A 20,307-nucleotide genomic window follows, 5' to 3' on the forward strand; every position below is an offset into this window, starting at 1 on the left:
AGGAGGAAGCCCATGCATATCGTACTGCTGTGCGGCGGCTCTGGCAAAAGGCTCTGGCCGTTATCCAATGAGCTTCGCTCCAAGCTGTTCATAGATATACTTCCATCACCCGCTGGAGGTAAGGAATCCATGATCAGCAGAGTATGCCGCCAGCTTGATGGTTCATCCCTAACCGATTCAACGCTCATTATTTCACATCAGGACCAGGCTAATATTACGGCTCGACATACTCAAGGCAAAATACCAGTCATCGGGGAACCTTATAAACGAGGCACTTTTACTGCGGCGGCCTTAGCAACGTTATATCTGCAATCCTTCCGAATGGCCAAAGATGACGATGTGATCTGTATCGCGCCAGCTGATGTGTTCGCAGGTGAAGATTTTTTCAGCAACTTCCAATTACTGCCGGATATATTGAAACATTCTCAAGCCGATATCGCTTTAATTGGGACAAGGCCTACACATGCTTCAGAACAGTATGGATACATCATGCCGGGTGGGGAAGAACGTAATGCTTATGCGCCCATAACACAATTTATAGAAAAACCCGAAGCCACCATTGCTGAGACTCTGCTACAACGTGGGGCACTATGGAACTGCGGTGTGTACGCATTCACCGTCGCGTTTATGATATCCCATATTAAAAAAATGGGGCTGCCGATTCATTATGATCAATTGTCGTCCCTGTATGAAGCGTTGCCTGAACGCAGTTTTGACAAGCATGTTGCAGAAAAGGCACAGCGGGCCGTAGTCCTGCCTTATAAGGGAGTATGGCAGGATATCGGAAGCTGGGATACGCTGTGCGCACAGTTAGATACCCATGTAATCGGACACGGTGGAATCTCGGGTTCTTCCTCCGATTCCTATATTATTAACGAGCTTCCCTACCCCATCCAAGTCATTGGCGTGCCAGGTATTATCGCTGCCGCAAGTCCGGATGGCATTCTCATTGCCAACAAAAATAATTCAAATGAAATTAAAGCGCAATTGGGTAGCTTGCCACTAAAACCGATGTATGGTGAATCAACCTGGGGCAGTTATCGTGTCATTGAAGGTTCGTTAGAAGATGAGAATACAACTGTAACCACATTAAACATAACGGTTCTACCGGGCAAACATATCGGGTTGAACTGGCATAGAACTGGGTGTAGAGCATGGACCGTGCTTGCAGGCAGTGGGCAAGTGCTTGTCAACGGAAAGGTCATGCAAGTGAGTATGGGCAATCAGTTCGCAATTACCAAGGAGAGTCTCTTTTCTATTCTGGCTGAAACCAGGATGGTGATCCTTGAGGTCCGGATCGGAGTAGCAGAGGATAAAGACAACATACTTTTTGAAGAAGAAGATTGGAATGTTATCCTAAAAAGTGCAGGTTCATCTAACGCTTAATGGGCGAATGAACCGATTCAATCTGCATGTCTTATAGCCCCTTCCATTCGCGGAAGGGGCTCATTGGCATAATTAAGGGAAACCTGACGCTTCTTCCCCTATATCTTAGTTAAACAACTTGCGAAGTTCCTCTACTTCCAGACGTGCAACTGGCTGGTAAGCGGAACTCTGTACATAACGCCGGAAGCTGTATAACAACTGTCTGCCCTCCAATGTAGTCATCAGACGCTCCAGATTCAGCGCTCCCATCAGCACTCTCCCCTTCCGGACCCGACACTCCATCAACAGGCCGAGCTTGTGGTTTCGCTCAAAATTGTCAATGGTCTGCACGATCGGATTCAAGTCTTTATCCAACTCATCCAAGATGATCGATGACGACTCGGACACGATGCTCCACCACGGATAAGTTGAGTGCTCCTCTGTGACAAAATGTTCGAAGGCCGGATGATCCTGTTGAATTAACAAGCCCATTGTGCCCACAGGAACTTCTCTTTTCATATTCTCCGAGATGGATCGGAACATAGGGTAAGACCAGAAATCGGTGCTATAGAAACCTTGAATCGCATGTTGAATCTGGTCGGGATTTGGGAAAAGCATAATATCCTCTCCCTGCTCTAGCAACACCAGCGCCGCTTCGGAGAGTTCGGTAAAGAGATTTAATCCGGTCAATTCCACGTCCAGTTGACTCGGGTAGATCCACAGGTCGTAAGACTTACGGATATCCGTGCCTGGAATGGACAGTCTAAGCTCCACTTTGGTCATATTGGAGACTTCAGGAATGCGAATGCTGAGATCCGCGATATTCACATAATTTTCTCCATGGGTCGCTGGCAGGTCTGCTTTCCCTTCCAATAGGACGCTTCCTTCGATCCGCTCGCTTTGAATTTCCCACTTCAATTGAAGTCCATCCAATGCTTGTCTCCGGAAGTAACTTAGTTCAATGCGTGCTTCGAACAATTCACCCGCTTGATAATTATATTTGGGGAATCTCGCCAACAACACAGCGTCGGAACAAAACGTTCTCCACTCCTCAGGTGTAATCATGCCTTTGGAATCCATGAATGCGTCCAGTACACCCACAAGCGCTGTTCCCTGACCACTGAAATCCTGAAGATCCAGCAGCTGGAACCCGGCTAGTTGCTGCGAACGAAAAGCAGCTTCCAGTTCTTCCTTGTAACATGCGACCGCGAGTTTACCAGAAGCTCTGAAGTATGCTTCCGCCAGATGTCCCAGCCCTTTGGCATTCAGACGCTCTCGAAACACTTCGAAATTCTTGGCTTTGAGAGAACCCGTATACTTGTTGATCTCCTCGAAATTAGGAAACGTGGCGTACTGTCCAATTTCATGCGAGATGATTGGTACGTGTGAGACAAGTTGGTCACTTCCAGCTTCGGCCTGCACTGTTTTGGAACCTGTCCCATACTGAATCTGAATCTCTTTGTCCCCAGTCTGACCGGAAGGGTCAGCATCGCTGCCTTGCTCAGGTACAATGTTTGAATCGTAATCTTTCAACGTGTTTGGCAAGTCGGTCTGCACGTGACCAAGCGGAGCATCACACATCGCATACGAACCTCTGAACAGGCGCTCTTTAGAGAAACGAACCCCGCAGAAGAATTCACTTTCCTCCAAAATGTCCGGCACAAACTGAAAGTTATTCGAACCTTCGGTGTATAGATGACGATGATCATATGCTTTGTATGCCTTCAGGATTGAATTCAATCTGTCCTTGCTTCCCCATAGTTCATTCCCCATGGACATCATGACAAACGAAGGATGATTACCAAAAGCACGCAGCATGGCAAATCCTTCGCTAATCAAGTAATCCTGCTCGGCTTGATTATGCCCATCCGAAGATTCATCCGTAATGGTTCCCCAGAACGGAAGCTCAGGCTCCATGTAGATGCCGAGCAGATCCGCTGCAATAAAAGCAGCCTCCGGAGGACAACAGGTATGGAAACGGTAGTGATTGATACCGTAGGACTTGGAGATAGCGAGAATGCGAACCCATTCATCCACATCTGTTGGCGCGTATCCCGTGAGCGGAAAGATCAGCCCGTCATGTTTGCCTCGAAGAAACGTTTTGCGACCATTAATGGTGAATTTGTCTCCACCAGCCCGGAATTCCCGTAATCCCGTCCATACTTCGGTGGAATCCAGCACTTCGCCGTCCTGATCTTGCAGATGAATATGAAGTTGGTACAGGTTAGGTTCATCATCACTCCATAACATCGCATCTTCGCCAATCTTGTACGTCAGCTGTATTTCCTGCGAATCCGGGGCGAAAATCTGTTCCTCGGTCGTATACACCGGATCTGCACTGACTGCAACAGCCGAAACCACGATTCGTACTTCTTGCAGGTCACCAACAAGTGCTGCCTTGATCTCGAAAGATCGAGTCGCAAGATCGGGATAGACCTGAACATTATCCAGGAAAACACGCTCGGAAAATTGAAGTTCCAATTTCCCGGTGATGCCGTTCCAATTCGTCTGCGTGTCTTCGGATGTAAGGTGACCACCTTTGGTTGGATAATTGGTATTGTCCACTCGAATGGTAATTGTATGAGTCCCAGCGGATAGCCCTGCCTCAATCTCGTAACGGTGAGGTGTGTTCAGACTGTTTTGTGTTCCGCATTCCACCCCATCGATCCAAACTGTGGTTACTCGTGTTCGTTCCAGATGCAAGAAGCAACATTTGCCAGCCAAGTGCTCGGGAATTTCAATCTCTCGTGAAAACCAGGCATAACCCTCAAATAAGTACTCATCCGTCAGCGCACCAATTAACACATTCTCGTTTTTCTTGCCCTTGGCCGCATGAGATGTAGTATTTGGCAATGTAATAGCGTCTGAGAAATTCAGACCACGTTCCACCTTATGTTCATCGAGTTGGAGTTTCCATATGCCTTCCAGATTTATTGCAGCTATCATGATAGTGTCCCCTTTTAGATTCATATAATCGATAAAAGTAATCGCTTCCAATGAACAGAAACCGTTTTCGAAAAACATACCTGTATTATAAACTCGATTGACGCCCCTCGCATAGATCATTTACAAATAAAAAAGTCGCCAATGCTGGCGACTTCTTATGGATACATATGCTGAATCCTCAACAAATTTAAAATATGGTGGGAACCATTCCCCCGTCCATACGGATGGGAGAGCCTCTAAAAGCTGAAGCATACGGACTGCATACAAATGCCGCGAGTCTGCCTATTTCACTTGGCTTGATGAATCGCTGCAATTCAGACTGAGGCAGATTGCTCTTCATAAAATCTTTCTCTTTTTCCTCGAAAGTCAGCGCCTCATCAGGGTATATGCTCTCAATGATATCACGCACATTCTCGGACAGTGTTGGACCTGGCAGGATCGTATTGATCGTAACTTCAGTTCCTGCTGTCAGTTTGGACAAACTTTTGGATAATGACAGCAACATTGATTTGGTCATGCAATATTGGGGCATCTGGCCTGAGGGCATAAGAGCTTCTTCACTCGCGATAAATATAATACGTCCGTCATTATTCTTCACCATTTTAGGTAAATAAAATTGGGATAAGCCATTGGCAGCCAATACATTGGTACGGAAATATTTCTCCCACACTTCATCGTTCACGTCTTCATAACTCATGATCTCATATATGCCCATGCTATTCACTAAAATATCAACCTCAGGGAACTTCTCAAATAAAGCTTGTCTTTGCTCCAGATCCACAAGATCAGCCGTGGCCTTTTGCGGAGAGGTCTCCGGAAAAGTAGACTTGATTTCGCGAACGGTTTGTTCCACCTCTTCATCATTGCGTCCATTAATCAAAACGTGAACACCTTCTCGGGCGAGCTCCATGGCAATTGCTTTACCGATTCCTTTTGTTGATCCTGTAACTAATGCTGTTTTCTCTTTTAGTCCCATATCCATCCTGCATTTCTCCTTCTTGATTACAACTATCCGGCAGGTGCTTCTTGAACATTGCCAACAGCTTCATGCACCGGATAGATATAATATTACGCAGTCTGAAGGGCCTAGTAACTAGCACTTTGCGCCAGAATTATTGCCTCACACGCCAACTTGAAGGTGTATCCCCTTCCCAGGTCTTGAAAGCACGATAGAATGAATTCTGATCTTCATATCCAACCAGGAATGCCACTTCTTTGATATCAAGTGAAGGATCTGCAAGGTACTCTCGGGCCTGCTCACGTCTGGCCTCGGTTAATAATTGCTTGAAGTTTGTGTTCTCCTCCGTCAGTCGCCGCTGCAAAGTACGATCACTCATGCGAAGCTCTTTGGCGACCGTCTGGATGTCAGGGCGCTTTCCTGTGAGGCTGCGTTTCATAATCCATTTGACCACTTCAGTAACGGAACGATTGCTCTCTTGTTCGTCCAGCGACCGATCCAGAGCCGGGGTCAGAATCTCCAGTAACTCCTCGTTATACGATAGAAATGGAAGTCTCAGATCTTTCCGTTCTAGCGTCAGCCGATTATAGTTGGAATTCGTATCGACTCGGCAGCCGAAGTAGGCCTCAAGGGTGGCTACGTCACCCATCGGTTGGGAGAACTCAACCCGTTTGGCAATCAAAGGCTGTCCTGTGCCCCTCCGTCCAAGTTCGATCAGAAATGCCAGCGTAATACCGACCAGTAATGGCGGACCTGGTTGCCCCTTATATAACCATTCGAGTTCAATGATACATTCCTCCCTTGCTTCGGTAATCTGCAAACTCTCGGGAGGACACATTTGCTTGTAACGCACCATGCGATTCAACGCATCACGATAATCACGAGCATGATACATTGCCAGTACAGGCGGAGGATACTTCGATATCTCATATCCGGTTGCAAGTTTGATGATGCCCTCGGCGGTGTCCCCAATGAGATCAGAGTACGCCTGCCAGATTGCAAAGTATTGAGATTGGGTCACTACTGGTTTATTTATTGTCTCAAGAGATAGTTGTGCTGTGCGAGCGATGTCATCAGCACCAATCCCTAATTGATGTAATCCAGCCCAAAATCCTGGGTGAACCTTAATTCGATCATTCGGTTGAGGTTGCATGTATACAGACTCCTTTAACTTGTTCCATTTTTATTCTGATTTCTAATTATAGAATGGATGTACCTATTTTTGAATCTTACCTCAGCGAGCCACTTTCATCACAATAACATAAATCGAAGAGGCCCTTGCTGTTCAGCAGGGACCTCTTCTACTCTTCTAGAAATCTTTAACCGTTTCAACCGCATATTGCGGCAGAGGATTGCCAGGTAAGGTTATTTTTGTGATTGCAATCAGTTGTTTATCTGACATGAACAGCTTTAGGATTGTTCCTTTGGTCGTTAGTGTCCCCGTCACTTTAAGTGTTTTCGTATCATACTGTTTAATCATGCGATCTTTTCCTGTGAAAAAGGTTTCCTTATGCGCTGAATGTACAGCTACATAGTCAAACGGATCGATTGCAGTCGCATATTGCATGTTACTTGCAGAGTTATTGGTAGCGGACAAAACCGTTCCGGCTCCGTTTAATACATACTTACCATCAGGTGTAATGCCAATAACCGTTGAGAACTTGTATTCACCGTGATAAGGAGAATCTTGGTTGCTACTAAACTTGCCATCCATTAACCGAAACATCTCAATATCTCTTGGCGAAGTGTCTGAGTCAACAGCATAGATCCGATCTTCCGATGGATGCAGGACCATGTGACTTCCTTCTCGTATGGTTGCACTGGAGATCTCCTTCTTTGTCGCCCGGTCATAACTAATGATAGAGGTCCATTGCCCGGAGCCCGAATTAACGTAGACATGACCGGAATGATCTACCTCAATTTCATATGGATCGATACGGGTATCCCACTGATCTTTGATTTTAAGAGTGTCAGCTTCAAGTACAACGATCTGTCCTCCCTGCTGCTCTTCAAAGCGGTATGAACTGTAATCAGCATTGCTGAAGATGACATAGATCTCACCATTTGCATACAGAAGCTTTCTTGGAGGAGTACTGAACGCAGTGGACTCTCCCAGAACCTTGTTGTCGGCGTAACGATAAGCAAAAATAGTCGATTGATTTTCATCAATTGCAAAGATAACGGATTGAGCAGGATCTAAAGTAGCTTCACGAACCGTTCGCCCCATAAGATGAACATTCTGGCTAACAGTTGATGGCTGTTCTACAGTTGGATCTTGTTCCGTCACTGCTGTTTCCCTGAATTGATCTTGGTTAAGCACAGGAATAGACGAAAAGGATAATGCCGTGTATTTCTTGATCCAACGGGATGCATAATCAATTGGAATAGCAAAGTTCAAATCCCCTTTTTCTATACCCATTGTATTTACCCCAATGACTTCACCTTTCATATTAAGCAATGGGCCCCCGGAACTGCCATTGGTGATGGGAGTCGTAGTCTGTATTAGCCTCTCACCTCCGTAGTTTCGGATACCACTAATGATCCCTGTCGAAATCGTGTTTTGAAGTCCTTCAGGATTACCTATCGCTACTACAGGCTGCCCTGTAGTAATTTTAGTCGTTAGTCCTACATGAAGTGGAGGAATATTTGTACGCATGGATGTTTTCACTATGGCCAAATCGAGATTCTCATCCGCTGCAACGACTCCTTGTACTTCATAATATTGGTCCTGACTCGTCTGGATCATATAACTGCTGGAATCAGCAATGACGTGATAATTGGTTAAAAATAATCCGTATCCGATCGATATGGCACTACCGAATCCGAGATAATTATCATCCTTGTCATACGACTCCAGCATGACTACACTCTGTTCCAGACGGGCAACTTGTTCTGTGGACAATGTTTTACCTGTGTATGGATCTTTCGAATAAGGAGCAAGTACAAACTTTAAGTAATCAACGATTTCCCTATCCCGTTTTGCATTAAGAATAGTGGAATTACTTACGACGATAATGCCGCGGTCAAAAAACACCTTTTTACCAAACGCTTCGCTTACGGCCCTTAACGGGATGAACACTCTGCCTTCTTTGTATTGTGCCGGAGCGTCCAATGCAAAAGATTTGCCGTTAATGAACATCTTGCTGCTGCCTAATGTCACTTTGATGGATTTACCTGTGGCTTTAATGGTAGCTGTGGACGTTTTCGAGTCCCATGCCACTTGTGCTCCCAGACTCTCGCTTATGAAACGCAGAGGCAGCAGTGTCCGGTTATTTTTAACCAGAGGAACGATATTAAAATTGGTTTGGTCAATCAACGTGTCCGTATTATCAACGACTGCGTTTGGGCTGCCAAGCGAGAGAATGATAGCCCCTTGGAATGTGGCGTTAAAATCAAACGAATCTTCTTCAGCGTACCCTGTAACAGGTGTACATGATAAACCCAAAATAATAGTTAACATTAAAACAAGTGTGCGTTTCATCATATTCTTGCTGTCTCCTCATGATGTCAGATGATAGGCTGTTGCCTTTGACAGTTTACAGTAATTCTTCCTATACTTCCTCTGGTATTATATTGTTTTTATTTACATATATCGGATGATCATGGAGTTCGAGTGGAACGCTGGGAACAAGACTTCATTAAAGTTCCGGGTAATACGAAAACACGACTGCCCATAAATGGTCAGTCGTGTTCAAGTCAATCATTAATATAGTATGAAAGAATGCACATTTTGTATGTTCAGAGCTACTCGTTCAACGCAGTTTTGATCAGAGCATTCACCCGTGAGTTAAACAGCAGACCGATATGGGATACGAGGGAAACCGAAACGTTGTTCGCCCCGTTCAACCGGGAAAGTACCGGGGACACAATCGTGTCACTGGTGGAATAGATCGAAGTCACCTTTATTCCACTCGGAGCTGTCGTTGTGGTCAATCGATTAGCCCCGCCAAGGGTAATCAACTTGTCCACTTTGGAAGCGCCTCCACGGTTAAGTATGTAATAGAGACTATTAGCTCCACCCATGCTATGAGCTATAATATTCACTTTCGTTTGACCCGTTTGGTTTAGAACATCATCTACGAATCGACTAATTGCTGCGGAGTTCAACAGCTGGTTTCCTTGTTTGCTAGGAAGGTCAATCGCGAATAATTCGTCTCTTGTCCACCCTTGGCTACGCAAATAACTCTCAATTGCTGTAAAATTGCTATCTGAACCGGTCAATCCATGTACCAATACAATGGGTGTACGCGCCGTAGCTGCAGAAGCCTTTGAACTCGATCCTATTCCAGTTATTGATAAGGCAAGGATCATACTCATGAATACAACAAGTATTAATTTGGTCTTTTTCACTTCAATCACTCTCCTGTAAAATGTTTTATATTCCATATATTACAATCTAACATATGGAATATAAATGAATCTTTAGTCTCATTTTTACAGGAATGTCTAAAGCATACTACAACTAACATGATTATATTTTTATCAAACTCTAGTTCTCTACTTCTTATCCTTCAACGATATCTGCACGTAGTTCCGTTGCAATCTCAATCATTTTGGGTACAATAGCTTCGTTAGAAATAGCTACATACAGATCCCCCATAAACAAACGAAAAGCAATCTGTGCACCCTCAAGGTCCCACATAAAAAAGTCCCCCTCGATGGTCATGGTGCTCTCTGCTCCGACTATGTTAAGAACCGGTGAATAGGTAAAATCGGGTTGGGTTTCGAAGTAGAGTTTGCACTCTTCCAGTGAGATGGATTGTTCCGCATTGCTTTCTTGCATGGATCGGGTAATTCGAAAACGCTGATTCATTGATTTGCCTCCAAAACTTTATTAATATATACATGTTGCACAGCATTATATTTTCTCATTTCCGTCTTCCACTGTCAAAACCATACATGATCGATTCTTCGAATTCATATATACTGAATACAGTGCACAACGAATTTCTACAATCAGGAGGAGTCAAATCAATATGTTGAAAACAGAATTCATTGATGTACTATCCATAGTCTCACATAAATTATATGATTCGGCTGCTAATGTCATGGACACGGCAAGCAGGTTAATTCCTGCAAATACGTTTTGTATTGCCCAGTTGGATCATCTATCCACCAAAGTTCTGAACGTATATAATCGCGACAAACTAATCCTGGGTGAAGGGCTGGTCGTTGATAACGCCGAGTCATACTGTGCACTTGTGACTGAACATTCCCAAGGTCCGTTGGTGATCAATAATAATCTGACTCATCCATTAACCAGACATATGGACGCAACCGAATTCGTAGGTGGCTGCTCATTTGTCGGTGTGCCCATACATAATGAGAACGGAGAAATTTACGGCTCCCTTTGCTCATTTGATCAGGATTTCTATTCCTATCAACAAAAGGACGTGGATTTACTACTCTCCTTATCTTCATTTTTCACGAGTCTTCTTGAGATGGAAACAACTCTGCAACAGTTAAAACAGGCGGAAGAGACCGCTGCAAAAGTGCTTGAAGAAAAGAAAAATTTGCTGGCCGTTCTCAGCCACGAAATCCGGACGCCAATGAATGGTGTTCTTGCAATGGCCAATCTGTTGCAATCGACCAGGCTGAGTGAGGATCAATCGTTATATGTTAATGTCATTGAGTCAAGTGGCGCCAGCCTTCTGTCGATGATGGATCAGATTCTGGACTACTCCAAAGCAGAAGCTGGTGCGATCTCTCTGGAGATCAAGCCCTATAGTGTCACTGAAACAGTTGAACATGTATTACAATTATTCTCTTCTGAAGCACAGAAAAAAGGAATTAGGTTGTACGCAGAATATAATATTAATGATCATCTGATGCTTATGGGCGATCAGCACAAAGTTCGTCAGATTCTAATCAATCTTGTTGGGAATGCACTTAAATTTACGGAGAAAGGTGAAGTATGTATCTCTACTCAGGTAACTGCTGATACCGAAGGTACCCTCCATGCGTCCTACGAAATAAAGGATACGGGCATCGGCATCCCGCAGGATCGCCAGGATCTGTTATTTAAATCCTACTCCCAGATTCATGGTAATTCAGGAAAGTATGGCGGAGCAGGGCTGGGCCTGTCCATCTGTAAACAACTCGCTGAATTAATGGGTGGCGTTGTATGGCTTAAAGATTCCAGTGATTTGGGCAGTCAGTTTGTCTTTAATATTTCTAGCACTGCACCCACAGTCCATGCGAATATCTGAATGATGAATATATTATTCTATCTGGAACAGATAGGAGGTATATTCGATGACGAAATTTCTGGATGCAAGATCATCACAAAATGCTGCGTTGTTTAATTCCATTTCCATACCGATTCCAGTGATTAACACGCCTCAATTATTCGCCCAGATTGGTCTGCTAACGGCTGGAGCTGGATCCAATCCAAGGGTTTCGTTAAAAGGAACCATTACTGTGCAATTACCGCTCGCCCTTTTTCAAGTAAGAATTACTATTGTTAGAGGGACAGTGGCTACCGATCCGATTGTATACTCTGCAAACTTCACATACGGTCTGAGCGGTCTCCTCGTCCCCGAAGTTATCGTTTTTTCTGCCAACGACTATAATCCCCCGATAACTCCACAGATCACGTACACTGCATTTATCAGTACTAACTTGTTAGGAACAGTTCGTGTCGGCCCTGAGAGTTTCGACGGATTTATCGTTTCGGATTAAGCATATTGCCTTCACCCCCATACCATTTATCCTGTTGTTTGTTCATAGGATTAAAGTATGGGGGTGTTTTATTTAAGTCGAATTAGTTCCCAAAATAAACATCCAGTTTACCTGTAGGCGGCGTTGTCGCCATCCAGACAGCTGCCAAATTATCTGGACTAACTGTAGCCGCAGTAATATAGTCTCCAATGAGTACTGTGGGCATCGGAGAGTTGCCATTCGGATTAAAAGATGTAGTTGTGATGCGACGATTAGTGAAGCTCGCACCTCCATTAAACGATTCTGCAACAAAAACGTCCAGCAGGAATCCGTCAATTCGATTGGAGTAATAAATAACTCTGATCGTCCCTGCAAAAGGTGATACGGTTATCGACGGGAAAAAATTCTGTGTACCCGGTGGCGCGCCTGTGATACTGATGGGGTCTGACCATAAAAGGCCATCCGGAGATTCGCAGAGTAAAACATCGGTATATCCGGCACGTGCATCATTCCAAACCCCGTATAACGTCCCACTGTTAGGTCCATTTGATATATCCGCTCCCAAACTTAAGTTGGTCTGTACTCGAAAAGCATAATTAGGTACGGGTAAAGGCGAAGGTGCAGGTACAACGGATGAAATAAACGTTGCCTGTCTTTCCAGAGGAGGTTGATAGGTAATGCCCCCATCGTACGAAATACGCAATAAAGCGGACGGACTGGCAGGACCCGTAATGATATATCCTGCATAGACTTGACCCGAGAATCCAACAGCCAACGCAGCCCGGTCATGAATTCCTCGCGGATTCGACTGTCGGTCAGGTGGCTCCCAGGTTATCCCCTGAGTGAGCGATCTTTGCGTAAATATAGCGGAAGATGCGGTAGCAAGCGGAGTATATCCGACATATGCATGGCCTCGATAAGGGCTACCTGGAGAACGATCAACAGCTATGAAAGGCTCATCGTTATGAACAATAGTACCGAACCCCGCTTGGACGATAACCGGTGGCTGCCACGTGAGTCCATCATCAAAAGAAGTATAACTCGCAATCGTCCCATCATTGATCCCGTTAAACAAATGTACGGTAACGATAAAGGTATTCGGAAACGTATAGTCTATCGTAGGCGCCTCTGCTCCTGCATACCCTGCCGGTTGAGGAAGCACAGTGGTGGTCCAGGTACTGCCTCCATTAATGGAACGATAGAAACCAGTCAATGTTGGCCCAGTACTGGTATCCACAGCTACCACGCACATGATATTCGGGTTCAGCGTATTAACTGCAATTGAGGGTTCAAATTGACTGCCTGCCAAAGCCCCGGTAATATTCACAACTACCATCTGCTCACCTCGATTCCTTTAAGGGATATTTGTGAATCGGTCAATTAATGTCATCTCCGATTGAAGCACACGCTGGATGATCTGACCTGTAGAATTAACACCGTATACATGGATGACCGTACTTGTAGCACTAAAATAATCACTTTGCACCTCGTAAAACGCCGCATTGATCAGTGGATAGATTAAACTTCTCGTCGCTTGGGGAAGTAATTCAAAAAGATCATGACCAATTGGTATGCGTGCAGCTTGGGTGGTGTCCCATCTGAAAATTTCCAGCTCAATACTGACAGGCACATTAAGGGAATCATTAATGCAAGTCACGATGAGCTGAGTGGATTGGGTCTCACCCGAAGTTGGATTGTAAATAAAGCCTGTAGAGTTTGGCAAAAAGCACACTCCTTCCGCAATATATAGTAAAGTATATTACGATTCCTGCAGCCAGTATGACTATATCCCAGACTCTTATATTGGAACGATATGAAAATTTTGTTATGCTACATATGTTAGATTACTAGATTCTGTTCAAAATATAATTCTACTATTATGTACGGAGTTGGAGGACACAAACGATGCTTATTAAAAGAGCAGGAAAAATCGCTGCGGTTACTGTAATTGCTCTCTCTATCCTTGGAAGTACCCCCAATATCGGTGGAGCCTATGCTGCCCCGGCCATCTCAGTTCAATTGGATGATGTGCCCCTGAAATTTGATGCAGCTCCACGTATTGATAGAGGTGTCACTTACGTTCCGTTTCGGACGGTCGGGGAAGCCCTAGGTATCGATATTACCTGGAACAGCAAATCACAGACTGTAAAAGCAACGAACACTGTGAAAGGACAAACTACCGAGGTACTATTACAAGTTGGCAGCACCACAGCGACCGTAAATGGAAAAAAAGTTACGCTCGCAGCAGCACCTGTCCAGCGGGAGGGACGCGTACTTATTCCACTAAATTCATTCAGTAACCAATTCGGTGTACAAGTAAGCTGGAATCAGGCAACCAAGACGGTCTCCCTCATCTCCCCACAACGCGAGATGCACCTGAGAGCCTTTTATGCATTGCAATCCTTTCAAGAAAAGGATCTTATTACTTCCATGAATTCCGTAGCCTTTGGCTGGAGCCGCATTGATCGTGAAGGTCAGTTTACGCTCCAAGGGGATGAATACCGTCTCCCTGCTGCTGCGGGTGATATTACACCGCAGTCCATCGTTGCTGACGCAGCAGATCAGCAGATCCAACCGCAGCTCATGGTGTATGCATTGGATGGAAATGGCGAACTGACCAAAGTTCTGAGCGACAGCAGCCTGCGGCAGAAATCGATTGAAGGCATAACTGCTGCTGTCGCAGAGCATGGTTTTGGCGGAGTTGTTCTGGATTTTGAAGGACTGGGCTTTAAACTGGATGTGGTAGAACAACAGAAGCTGCTCAATGCTTACGTGAAACAACTAAAGAGTTCCTTGCCTCAGGAGACAGCTTTATCTCTGGCGGTACCGCCGCTAAATAGTGCTTATAAAGGTTATGATTACAAGACACTTGCCTCTATTGCAGATGATCTTATTATTATGGCCTATCAGTATAATCCGGTTGGCACCAAATCTCAGGTACCTGAGCCAAATAGTCTTGTAGATCAGGCAATTCAATTAGCCATACAGGCCGGTGTCCCGAAGAATAAACTTCTGCTCGGTATCAGTCTAAGCAGTGAAACTCCGTCCTCTGTTGATGATAAGCTGGGTCTCGCCAAACGTTATGACCTCAAAGGAGCCGCGTTCTGGCGTCTGGGTCTGTTCCGTTCCTACAATACCAAGATGGAAGATGCCGTGAATGCTTCTGTAATCAAAGAGTAAACATTCTGACTGGATACAGCTCACTTAAATAAAAGAAGGACCTCGCCTCTGGTACTCAGAGCTTGGTCCTTCTTTTCCCATCATCCTACTTTATAAATTTATCCACACTTCCAAATACAAGCTTCACAAACTGGGTAGGACCAGGCAAACGGGGCTCAAAGAGAAGCATGATCCCAATTACTGCCGCCACAGTAGTAATTCCTGCGCTCAATATTCTGGCTCGCTTTTCTTTGCTGCTCTTCCACTCTCCATACACTATTGCAGTCGCCAGCATCAAAATTCCAAGGATTGAGCCTAGTTTCATGCAATCACCTCTCTTCTCAGGCTTTTAACAGGAGCAAATTACGTTCAACTTTCGTCCTCATTAGGTATCCCCTGTGGTCCTGTTGATTTTCCGGTACGTACTACATGTGCATCTACTTTGACTTCCACGTCCATATCAGGATAGATGGTTTCCCAGTTCTTCTCCTGCGCTTTCCATTGATTCGGATAATATCTGCGGAATTCAACTGCGAATTTGAAGAAATCGGAGCGCAGCTCTTTCTGGGACATGACTAAAGCATCATGAGCCAAAGATGTGAGCTTAGCCGACCATTCCTTTTCCAGTTTAGTTAATACAGCGGGATCAGTCAGATTGGCATCCGTCGTATTTAACACCACTTCTCCCCTGGTTTGGATGTCGACCTTCATACTCCACTGTTGGTTTACAATTCGCGGCTTCAAGGAGGTTTTATTTTCAATGAGTCTTATCGAAAAAGAACCCTCTAACGGCTCAAACTCAACAGGCATGATAATGTTGTTCAGTTCTTTTGCAAGTAGTAATACACCTACGCTTAGTGGTTCTTTGACCGTCTTGACATAACGATCCTTCTTATACATACTCAGACCTTTCACATATGGCGTAGTTGTCAGTTTATCCTGATCGGGCTCCGGGGGTAAGATTAACATGCGAGACAAAATGGCGGAACTGCTCGGACCTTCAATAGATTTAGCCAGCTCAAGCGCAGTAACACGTGTACCTAACTTCAGATTGGCCATCTCACGCAATGATTCGGCAGAACTTCGCTCCAGTGGATCAAGTAACGCAAGGATATCTTTCGCAGCCTTTTCGCTGGAAAAGACATATGCATGCTCCCTGAACTGAGGGTAACGCAGGAAGAAATCGATATACTCGCGAATACCGCGTTTGCCGGCTTGCTCACTAATGATTATGACTTCGCAGTGGCCCCAGAACATATTCCGGGGAACTTTACGTTGTAACCGATTCAATGCCTCCGCAATTGTACGTCCTTCCGCTGTTCGAATCATTGTAACCCCGCTTGGACTACCTCCACTCCCACTGCTATCTCCTGCACTCGCCTTTCGCGGAATGAAAATCTGTGAAGTCAATTGTACTTTGCCATCTTCATAATCTATCCCTGTAGCCAGCACGATAGCCAAATCGTTAATCTCGATACGATCCCAGCATCCACTTAAAAGCACAGAACACAATATTGGCATTAGTAGTACTCTATATATTCGCAAGTGCTCCTCCCCCATCAATCAGGTGTTCGCTCGATTCTTCCGAAAATGTGCCCACCCTTTCTTCAGCCATGCGACACCGTAGATCATAGCCGGAAGGATAAATAAAATGCTGATCGTATACAAGTTGGCTGAAGCGCTAACCAAACTGGAAATACCGGATCCACCGGACACAACCCAGTAAGCAAATACCATACACAGGAACGAAAGTGGACCAACGACAGGTTTGTAGTCTCGCAAACCAAACCATTCCGCGGTTGATGTAGCAAAGATATATAGAAAAACGGAAATTTTAACGAAAATACCGAAAATCCAGATGGCTATAATAAGGGATTCGATATGCTGCAGAAAGTCCGCAATGGTTATGTATCTTGCTGCGATCATGACCGGAAATACAAATGTATCCGTCAAATCACCAATTAAAAACAGGCAAAACAGATTGGTAACTGTCATTGCAGTTGTTGTAAACACAAGGGAACCCAGCATGACCCGGGTTATTCGTTTTTTTTCATTCACATAAGGTAGCAGAAAAGCCAACACGATATATTCACTAAACCATGCAGCAGGTGCAGCAGCCCCCGTAATAATGGGAATTGGACCTTTCTCCATAAAAGGAAACAGCTCGGCAGGATTCAGTTCACCAATCAATAATATAAAGATCAAAGCCAGCAGTACGATCAGCAGGGTAACAAATACTTGAGAGGTTCGTCCGACAACTTCGATCCCGAGTCTGACATTAATCGCACATACAACAACCATGGTACCCATCACAACAAACAAAGGTGTACGCGGAAGTGCATTATTGACAATGAATTCACCGTATTCCCGAATAATCAAGCCCGTCAGGTGGGGCAAGAAAGCGATATATATCAGACCGAATAACTTGCCCGGAATCCGACCAATAATCAATACACTGGATTGAATGAGTGTTTTTCCAGGGTACAGACGATCAAGTCCAACGGAAATACCAATAGCAGCCAATCCAACAATAGAACCTATAATTGGAGTCATCCACATGTCATGTCCTGCATAGTGCATTGTAATTCCAGGCACGGACAGGATAGCCGTTGCGAGAATGGCGGGAAAGACCATAAATGCCAATTGAGTCACCGATATTTTCCCTTTGTCAGTCAACATATGTAATCCCGCTCCCTTGTTTGCTCGAAATGTAGATTGTTCTAGTGTGGTTTGTTCCTTGGGGATGGACGCCACCATACATCCTTAAGTTCCTTAGCCATCGTAGGTGCTACCGGTGAGAGATAAGGGGTTCCAAATGAACGAAGACTGCTTAGATGAATGACAACCAAGATGACTCCCAACATGACACCCGTGAGTCCCAGCGTTCCTGCCAGAAACATCATGGGAAAACGTAGTAGACGGGTCGCGATGCTGGCAGCATAGCGAGGGATCATGAAAGAAGCGATACCGGTAATCGCGACAATGATAATCATGGGGGCTGAGACAATTCCGGCACTCGTCGCCGCTTGCCCAATAATTAAGGCTCCCACGATACTGACCGCTGATCCGACCTGCTTGGGCAATCGGACGCCAGCCTCACGCAATGCTTCAAAGGCAATTTCCATAATGAGTGCTTCCACCAGTGCAGGAAAAGGGATCTCTTCTCTCGCCCGAGCAATACTGAGAAGTAATACGGTAGGAATCATCTCCTGATGAAACGTCGTAATCGCTACATAAGCCGATGGAAGCAGCATGGATAAAACAAAAAAAATGTATCGCAGCCAGCGTACAAAAACACTCATGAACACATTTTGATAATAATCTTCGGGGGATTGTAACATGGAAAAAATGGTCACTGGCGCGATAAGGGTAAACGGCGTTCCGTCAACGAGAATAGCAAAACGACCTTCCAGCAAGTTGGAAACAACGACATCCGGGCGCTCCGTCGCAATCATCTGTGGAAATGGTGAATATCGCTGATCAACAATGCCTTCTTCAATGTACTGACTCTCCAGTACGTCTCGGAGTTTTAAATCGCCAAGTCGTGTCTCCACTTCCTTAACAAGTTTGGGGTCAATAATCCCCTCCATGTATACAAGTGAAATACTGGTGTTTGTACGATCTCCCATATTACGTGTATGAATCTTCAATACAGGTGTCTTGAGACGTTTGCGCAGTAAAGACATATTCATGGTCAACGATTCTGTGAACCCATCCCGTGCACCACGCACGGTCGATTCAGCTAACGGTTCTTCCGTTGAACGATTTGCAGCTTGGTATAGAGGGTATGTAGTTCCTCCTATTGAACCGTCCAGCAGTAACAGAGCTTCTCCTTCAAATATGGCCTGTACTGCCTGAGTAGTCGTTTCAACTTGCTTAACAGAAGCCAGGGGAACTTGCGCAGCTTTGATCCCCGTTTCCTGAAGGGGCGTTAGTACCTGTCGTTCCAACCGCTCCGTATCGCATACACCAACACAATATACGCATAACGCTGATGTAAGACACGCGGTTTGGAATGTATGAAATATAACGTCCGAGCAAGCCGCAAAAACGGAGCGTAACATTTCTTGATCAATAACAAGTTGTCCGGTTAATGGCAGGTCCTGTTGTGTTATCGCTGATGTGTCCATGACGCCTCCCCTTTCCGTAAACGCTCCGTCCAGATATTCTCAGTTAAAGGTATCCTTTACTTATCAGATGGGATATATACGCAAAATATAGAATGCCAAAAAAGCCGCCCTCATGAGCGACTCTGATGATATAGAACGCTATTGCATTCCTATGAATTCGTTGATCTTGATCTTTGAAATTCCCTATTTTCTATTTATCACTATCCTTTCACAGCACCCAAAGCAACACTCCCAATAATCTGTTTGGAAAATACAGAGAATACAATAATAATAGGCAGGATTGAGATCGCTACACCCAAATACAAGAGTCCATAATCCATCCCATAGTACCCCTGCACTAGCGCAACCAATACCGGAAGCGGATATTTATCCAGGGAGAAAAATAGCACCAGCGGTGTCAGGAAATTATTCCATGATCCAATAAACGTGAATATGCCAAGGGCGGCGATTGCCGGCCCCAGAATAGGCAGTACAATCTGATTAAACGTCCGGAACTCACCAGCACTGTCCACACGCGCAGATTCTATAATCTCATCCGGGATGCTGCTCTCCATGAACTGCTTGATAAAAAATACATTAAATGCGTTAGCCGCAGCAGGCAAAATAATTGCGGCGTAGCTATCCAGAAGTCCCATCATGCTGAATAGTCGATATACGCCAATCAAAGCCAGTTGACCCGGCACCATCATGGTTGCTAACAGAAACAGGAACAACCCGTTTCGTCCTTTGAATTTAAATTTGGCAAATCCATAGGCAGTTAAAGCCCCAATATACAGAGATAATACGGTCGATGTTCCAGCAATAAATATGCTGTTGGCAAACCCACGCCATATGTTGATTTTGGATACCATGTTCATATAATTATCAATCAAGAATGATCCAGGGAGAAATGTAAACGTCGAAGCAATCGTTGCATTATTGTGTGTGGAATAGATGAGCATCAGATAGAATGGAATAATACAGAGTACGGCTAGACCAATCAGCAACAGATATATGATGATCTTACCCGCCGTTAGTCGCCTTGTGTTGGCATAATGTTGAATTGCTGCATTTGGTTGTTCCATTGATTTCGCAGTTTGCATGAAGAAC

17 protein-coding genes are annotated in these 20,307 nt (G+C 44.9%); 4 read left to right on the forward strand and 13 right to left on the reverse strand.

Annotated elements, in window-relative coordinates; genetic code table 11:
- The first annotated feature begins 12 nt into the window (after nucleotides 1-12).
- Nucleotides 13-1,386, forward strand: coding sequence for a sugar phosphate nucleotidyltransferase (locus tag BLS69_RS09435; protein ID WP_091030741.1), 1,374 nt, complete (start codon nucleotides 13-15; stop codon nucleotides 1,384-1,386).
- Between the two features lie 105 nt (nucleotides 1,387-1,491).
- Here the strand turns inward: BLS69_RS09435 and BLS69_RS09440 are convergent, their stop codons facing one another.
- From BLS69_RS09440 to BLS69_RS09465, 6 genes are all read right to left on the reverse strand, one after another.
- Entirely contained in the window at nucleotides 1,492-4,311 is a 2,820-nt protein-coding gene (locus BLS69_RS09440; RefSeq protein ID WP_091030743.1) for a glycoside hydrolase family 2 TIM barrel-domain containing protein, read from the reverse strand.
- A gap of 187 nt (nucleotides 4,312-4,498) precedes the next feature.
- Entirely contained in the window at nucleotides 4,499-5,293 is a 795-nt protein-coding gene (locus BLS69_RS09445) for an SDR family NAD(P)-dependent oxidoreductase (RefSeq protein ID WP_091030745.1), read from the reverse strand.
- A gap of 130 nt (nucleotides 5,294-5,423) precedes the next feature.
- Nucleotides 5,424-6,422: a helix-turn-helix transcriptional regulator gene (locus tag BLS69_RS09450; protein ID WP_091030748.1), complete on the reverse strand. Its 999-nt coding sequence runs from the start codon at nucleotides 6,420-6,422 to the stop codon at nucleotides 5,424-5,426.
- A gap of 156 nt (nucleotides 6,423-6,578) precedes the next feature.
- Entirely contained in the window at nucleotides 6,579-8,753 is a 2,175-nt protein-coding gene (locus tag BLS69_RS09455) for a stalk domain-containing protein (protein WP_091030751.1), read from the reverse strand.
- A gap of 260 nt (nucleotides 8,754-9,013) precedes the next feature.
- On the reverse strand, nucleotides 9,014-9,625 hold the full coding sequence (locus BLS69_RS09460; protein ID WP_176872830.1) for an esterase/lipase family protein: 612 nt from the start codon (nucleotides 9,623-9,625) through the stop codon (nucleotides 9,014-9,016).
- A 148-nt stretch (nucleotides 9,626-9,773) separates the two neighbouring features.
- Nucleotides 9,774-10,082, reverse strand: coding sequence for a hypothetical protein (locus tag BLS69_RS09465; RefSeq protein WP_091030756.1), 309 nt, complete (start codon nucleotides 10,080-10,082; stop codon nucleotides 9,774-9,776).
- Between the two features lie 163 nt (nucleotides 10,083-10,245).
- Here BLS69_RS09465 and BLS69_RS09470 point away from each other — a divergent pair, with 163 nt between their 5' ends.
- Nucleotides 10,246-11,478, forward strand: coding sequence for a GAF domain-containing sensor histidine kinase (locus BLS69_RS09470; protein ID WP_091030760.1), 1,233 nt, complete (start codon nucleotides 10,246-10,248; stop codon nucleotides 11,476-11,478).
- Nucleotides 11,479-11,524: 46 nt separating this feature from the next.
- A complete protein-coding gene (locus BLS69_RS09475; RefSeq protein ID WP_091030763.1) occupies nucleotides 11,525-11,950 on the forward strand; it encodes a hypothetical protein in 426 nt (141 codons plus the stop codon).
- Nucleotides 11,951-12,032: 82 nt separating this feature from the next.
- Here BLS69_RS09475 and BLS69_RS09480 read toward each other — a convergent pair whose 3' ends face one another.
- Together BLS69_RS09480 and BLS69_RS09485 are read right to left on the reverse strand one after the other, a co-directional pair.
- Nucleotides 12,033-13,265, reverse strand: coding sequence for a sialidase family protein (locus tag BLS69_RS09480; RefSeq protein WP_091030766.1), 1,233 nt, complete (start codon nucleotides 13,263-13,265; stop codon nucleotides 12,033-12,035).
- Nucleotides 13,266-13,283: 18 nt separating this feature from the next.
- A complete protein-coding gene (locus tag BLS69_RS09485; protein WP_091030768.1) occupies nucleotides 13,284-13,652 on the reverse strand; it encodes a hypothetical protein in 369 nt (122 codons plus the stop codon).
- Nucleotides 13,653-13,834: 182 nt separating this feature from the next.
- Between BLS69_RS09485 and BLS69_RS09490 the strand changes: the two genes are divergently transcribed.
- The gene (locus tag BLS69_RS09490; RefSeq protein WP_091030771.1) at nucleotides 13,835-15,109 is read left to right on the forward strand and encodes a stalk domain-containing protein; all 1,275 of its coding nucleotides are present in this window, start codon (nucleotides 13,835-13,837) and stop codon (nucleotides 15,107-15,109) included.
- Nucleotides 15,110-15,194: 85 nt separating this feature from the next.
- Here BLS69_RS09490 and BLS69_RS09495 read toward each other — a convergent pair whose 3' ends face one another.
- The 5 genes from BLS69_RS09495 to BLS69_RS09515 all read right to left on the reverse strand — a co-directional run bounded on the left by BLS69_RS09495 (nucleotide 15,195) and on the right by BLS69_RS09515 (nucleotide 20,300).
- Nucleotides 15,195-15,413, reverse strand: a complete 219-nt coding sequence (locus BLS69_RS09495; protein WP_091030773.1) for a hypothetical protein — start codon at nucleotides 15,411-15,413, stop codon at nucleotides 15,195-15,197.
- 44 nt (nucleotides 15,414-15,457) lie between these two features.
- Nucleotides 15,458-16,633, reverse strand: coding sequence for a Ger(x)C family spore germination protein (locus tag BLS69_RS09500; RefSeq protein WP_176872647.1), 1,176 nt, complete (start codon nucleotides 16,631-16,633; stop codon nucleotides 15,458-15,460).
- A gap of 18 nt (nucleotides 16,634-16,651) precedes the next feature.
- Nucleotides 16,652-17,767 carry a GerAB/ArcD/ProY family transporter gene (locus BLS69_RS09505; RefSeq protein ID WP_176872648.1) on the reverse strand — a complete coding sequence of 372 codons (1,116 nt, stop codon included), beginning with the start codon at nucleotides 17,765-17,767 and terminating at the stop codon, nucleotides 16,652-16,654.
- Nucleotides 17,768-17,808: 41 nt separating this feature from the next.
- Nucleotides 17,809-19,218, reverse strand: coding sequence for a spore germination protein (locus BLS69_RS09510; RefSeq protein ID WP_091030780.1), 1,410 nt, complete (start codon nucleotides 19,216-19,218; stop codon nucleotides 17,809-17,811).
- Nucleotides 19,219-19,418: 200 nt separating this feature from the next.
- Nucleotides 19,419-20,300 (reverse strand): carbohydrate ABC transporter permease, encoded by an 882-nt coding sequence (locus tag BLS69_RS09515; protein WP_091030782.1) that lies wholly within the window; start codon nucleotides 20,298-20,300, stop codon nucleotides 19,419-19,421.
- Nucleotides 20,301-20,307: the final 7 nt, after the last annotated feature.

Source organism: Paenibacillus sp. CF095, assembly GCF_900101225.1.
Lineage (GTDB): Bacteria > Bacillota > Bacilli > Paenibacillales > Paenibacillaceae > Paenibacillus.

Bases quoted from the DNA above. Each gene is read 5' to 3' on its own strand.
- BLS69_RS09470 (WP_091030760.1), top strand. From the start codon at position 10,246: ATGTTGAAAACAGAATTCATTGATGTACTATCCATAGTCTCACATAAA.
- BLS69_RS09515 (WP_091030782.1), bottom strand. From the start codon at position 20,300: ATGCAAACTGCGAAATCAATGGAACAACCAAATGCAGCAATTCAACAT.
- BLS69_RS09440 (WP_091030743.1), bottom strand. From the start codon at position 4,311: ATGATAGCTGCAATAAATCTGGAAGGCATATGGAAACTCCAACTCGAT.
- BLS69_RS09455 (WP_091030751.1), bottom strand. From the start codon at position 8,753: ATGATGAAACGCACACTTGTTTTAATGTTAACTATTATTTTGGGTTTA.
- BLS69_RS09435 (WP_091030741.1), top strand. From the start codon at position 13: ATGCATATCGTACTGCTGTGCGGCGGCTCTGGCAAAAGGCTCTGGCCG.
- BLS69_RS09450 (WP_091030748.1), bottom strand. From the start codon at position 6,422: ATGCAACCTCAACCGAATGATCGAATTAAGGTTCACCCAGGATTTTGG.
- BLS69_RS09465 (WP_091030756.1), bottom strand. From the start codon at position 10,082: ATGAATCAGCGTTTTCGAATTACCCGATCCATGCAAGAAAGCAATGCG.
- BLS69_RS09475 (WP_091030763.1), top strand. From the start codon at position 11,525: ATGACGAAATTTCTGGATGCAAGATCATCACAAAATGCTGCGTTGTTT.
- BLS69_RS09510 (WP_091030780.1), bottom strand. From the start codon at position 19,218: ATGGACACATCAGCGATAACACAACAGGACCTGCCATTAACCGGACAA.
- BLS69_RS09480 (WP_091030766.1), bottom strand. From the start codon at position 13,265: ATGGTAGTTGTGAATATTACCGGGGCTTTGGCAGGCAGTCAATTTGAA.
- BLS69_RS09490 (WP_091030771.1), top strand. From the start codon at position 13,835: ATGCTTATTAAAAGAGCAGGAAAAATCGCTGCGGTTACTGTAATTGCT.
- BLS69_RS09495 (WP_091030773.1), bottom strand. From the start codon at position 15,413: ATGAAACTAGGCTCAATCCTTGGAATTTTGATGCTGGCGACTGCAATA.
- BLS69_RS09445 (WP_091030745.1), bottom strand. From the start codon at position 5,293: ATGGATATGGGACTAAAAGAGAAAACAGCATTAGTTACAGGATCAACA.
- BLS69_RS09505 (WP_176872648.1), bottom strand. From the start codon at position 17,767: ATGTTGACTGACAAAGGGAAAATATCGGTGACTCAATTGGCATTTATG.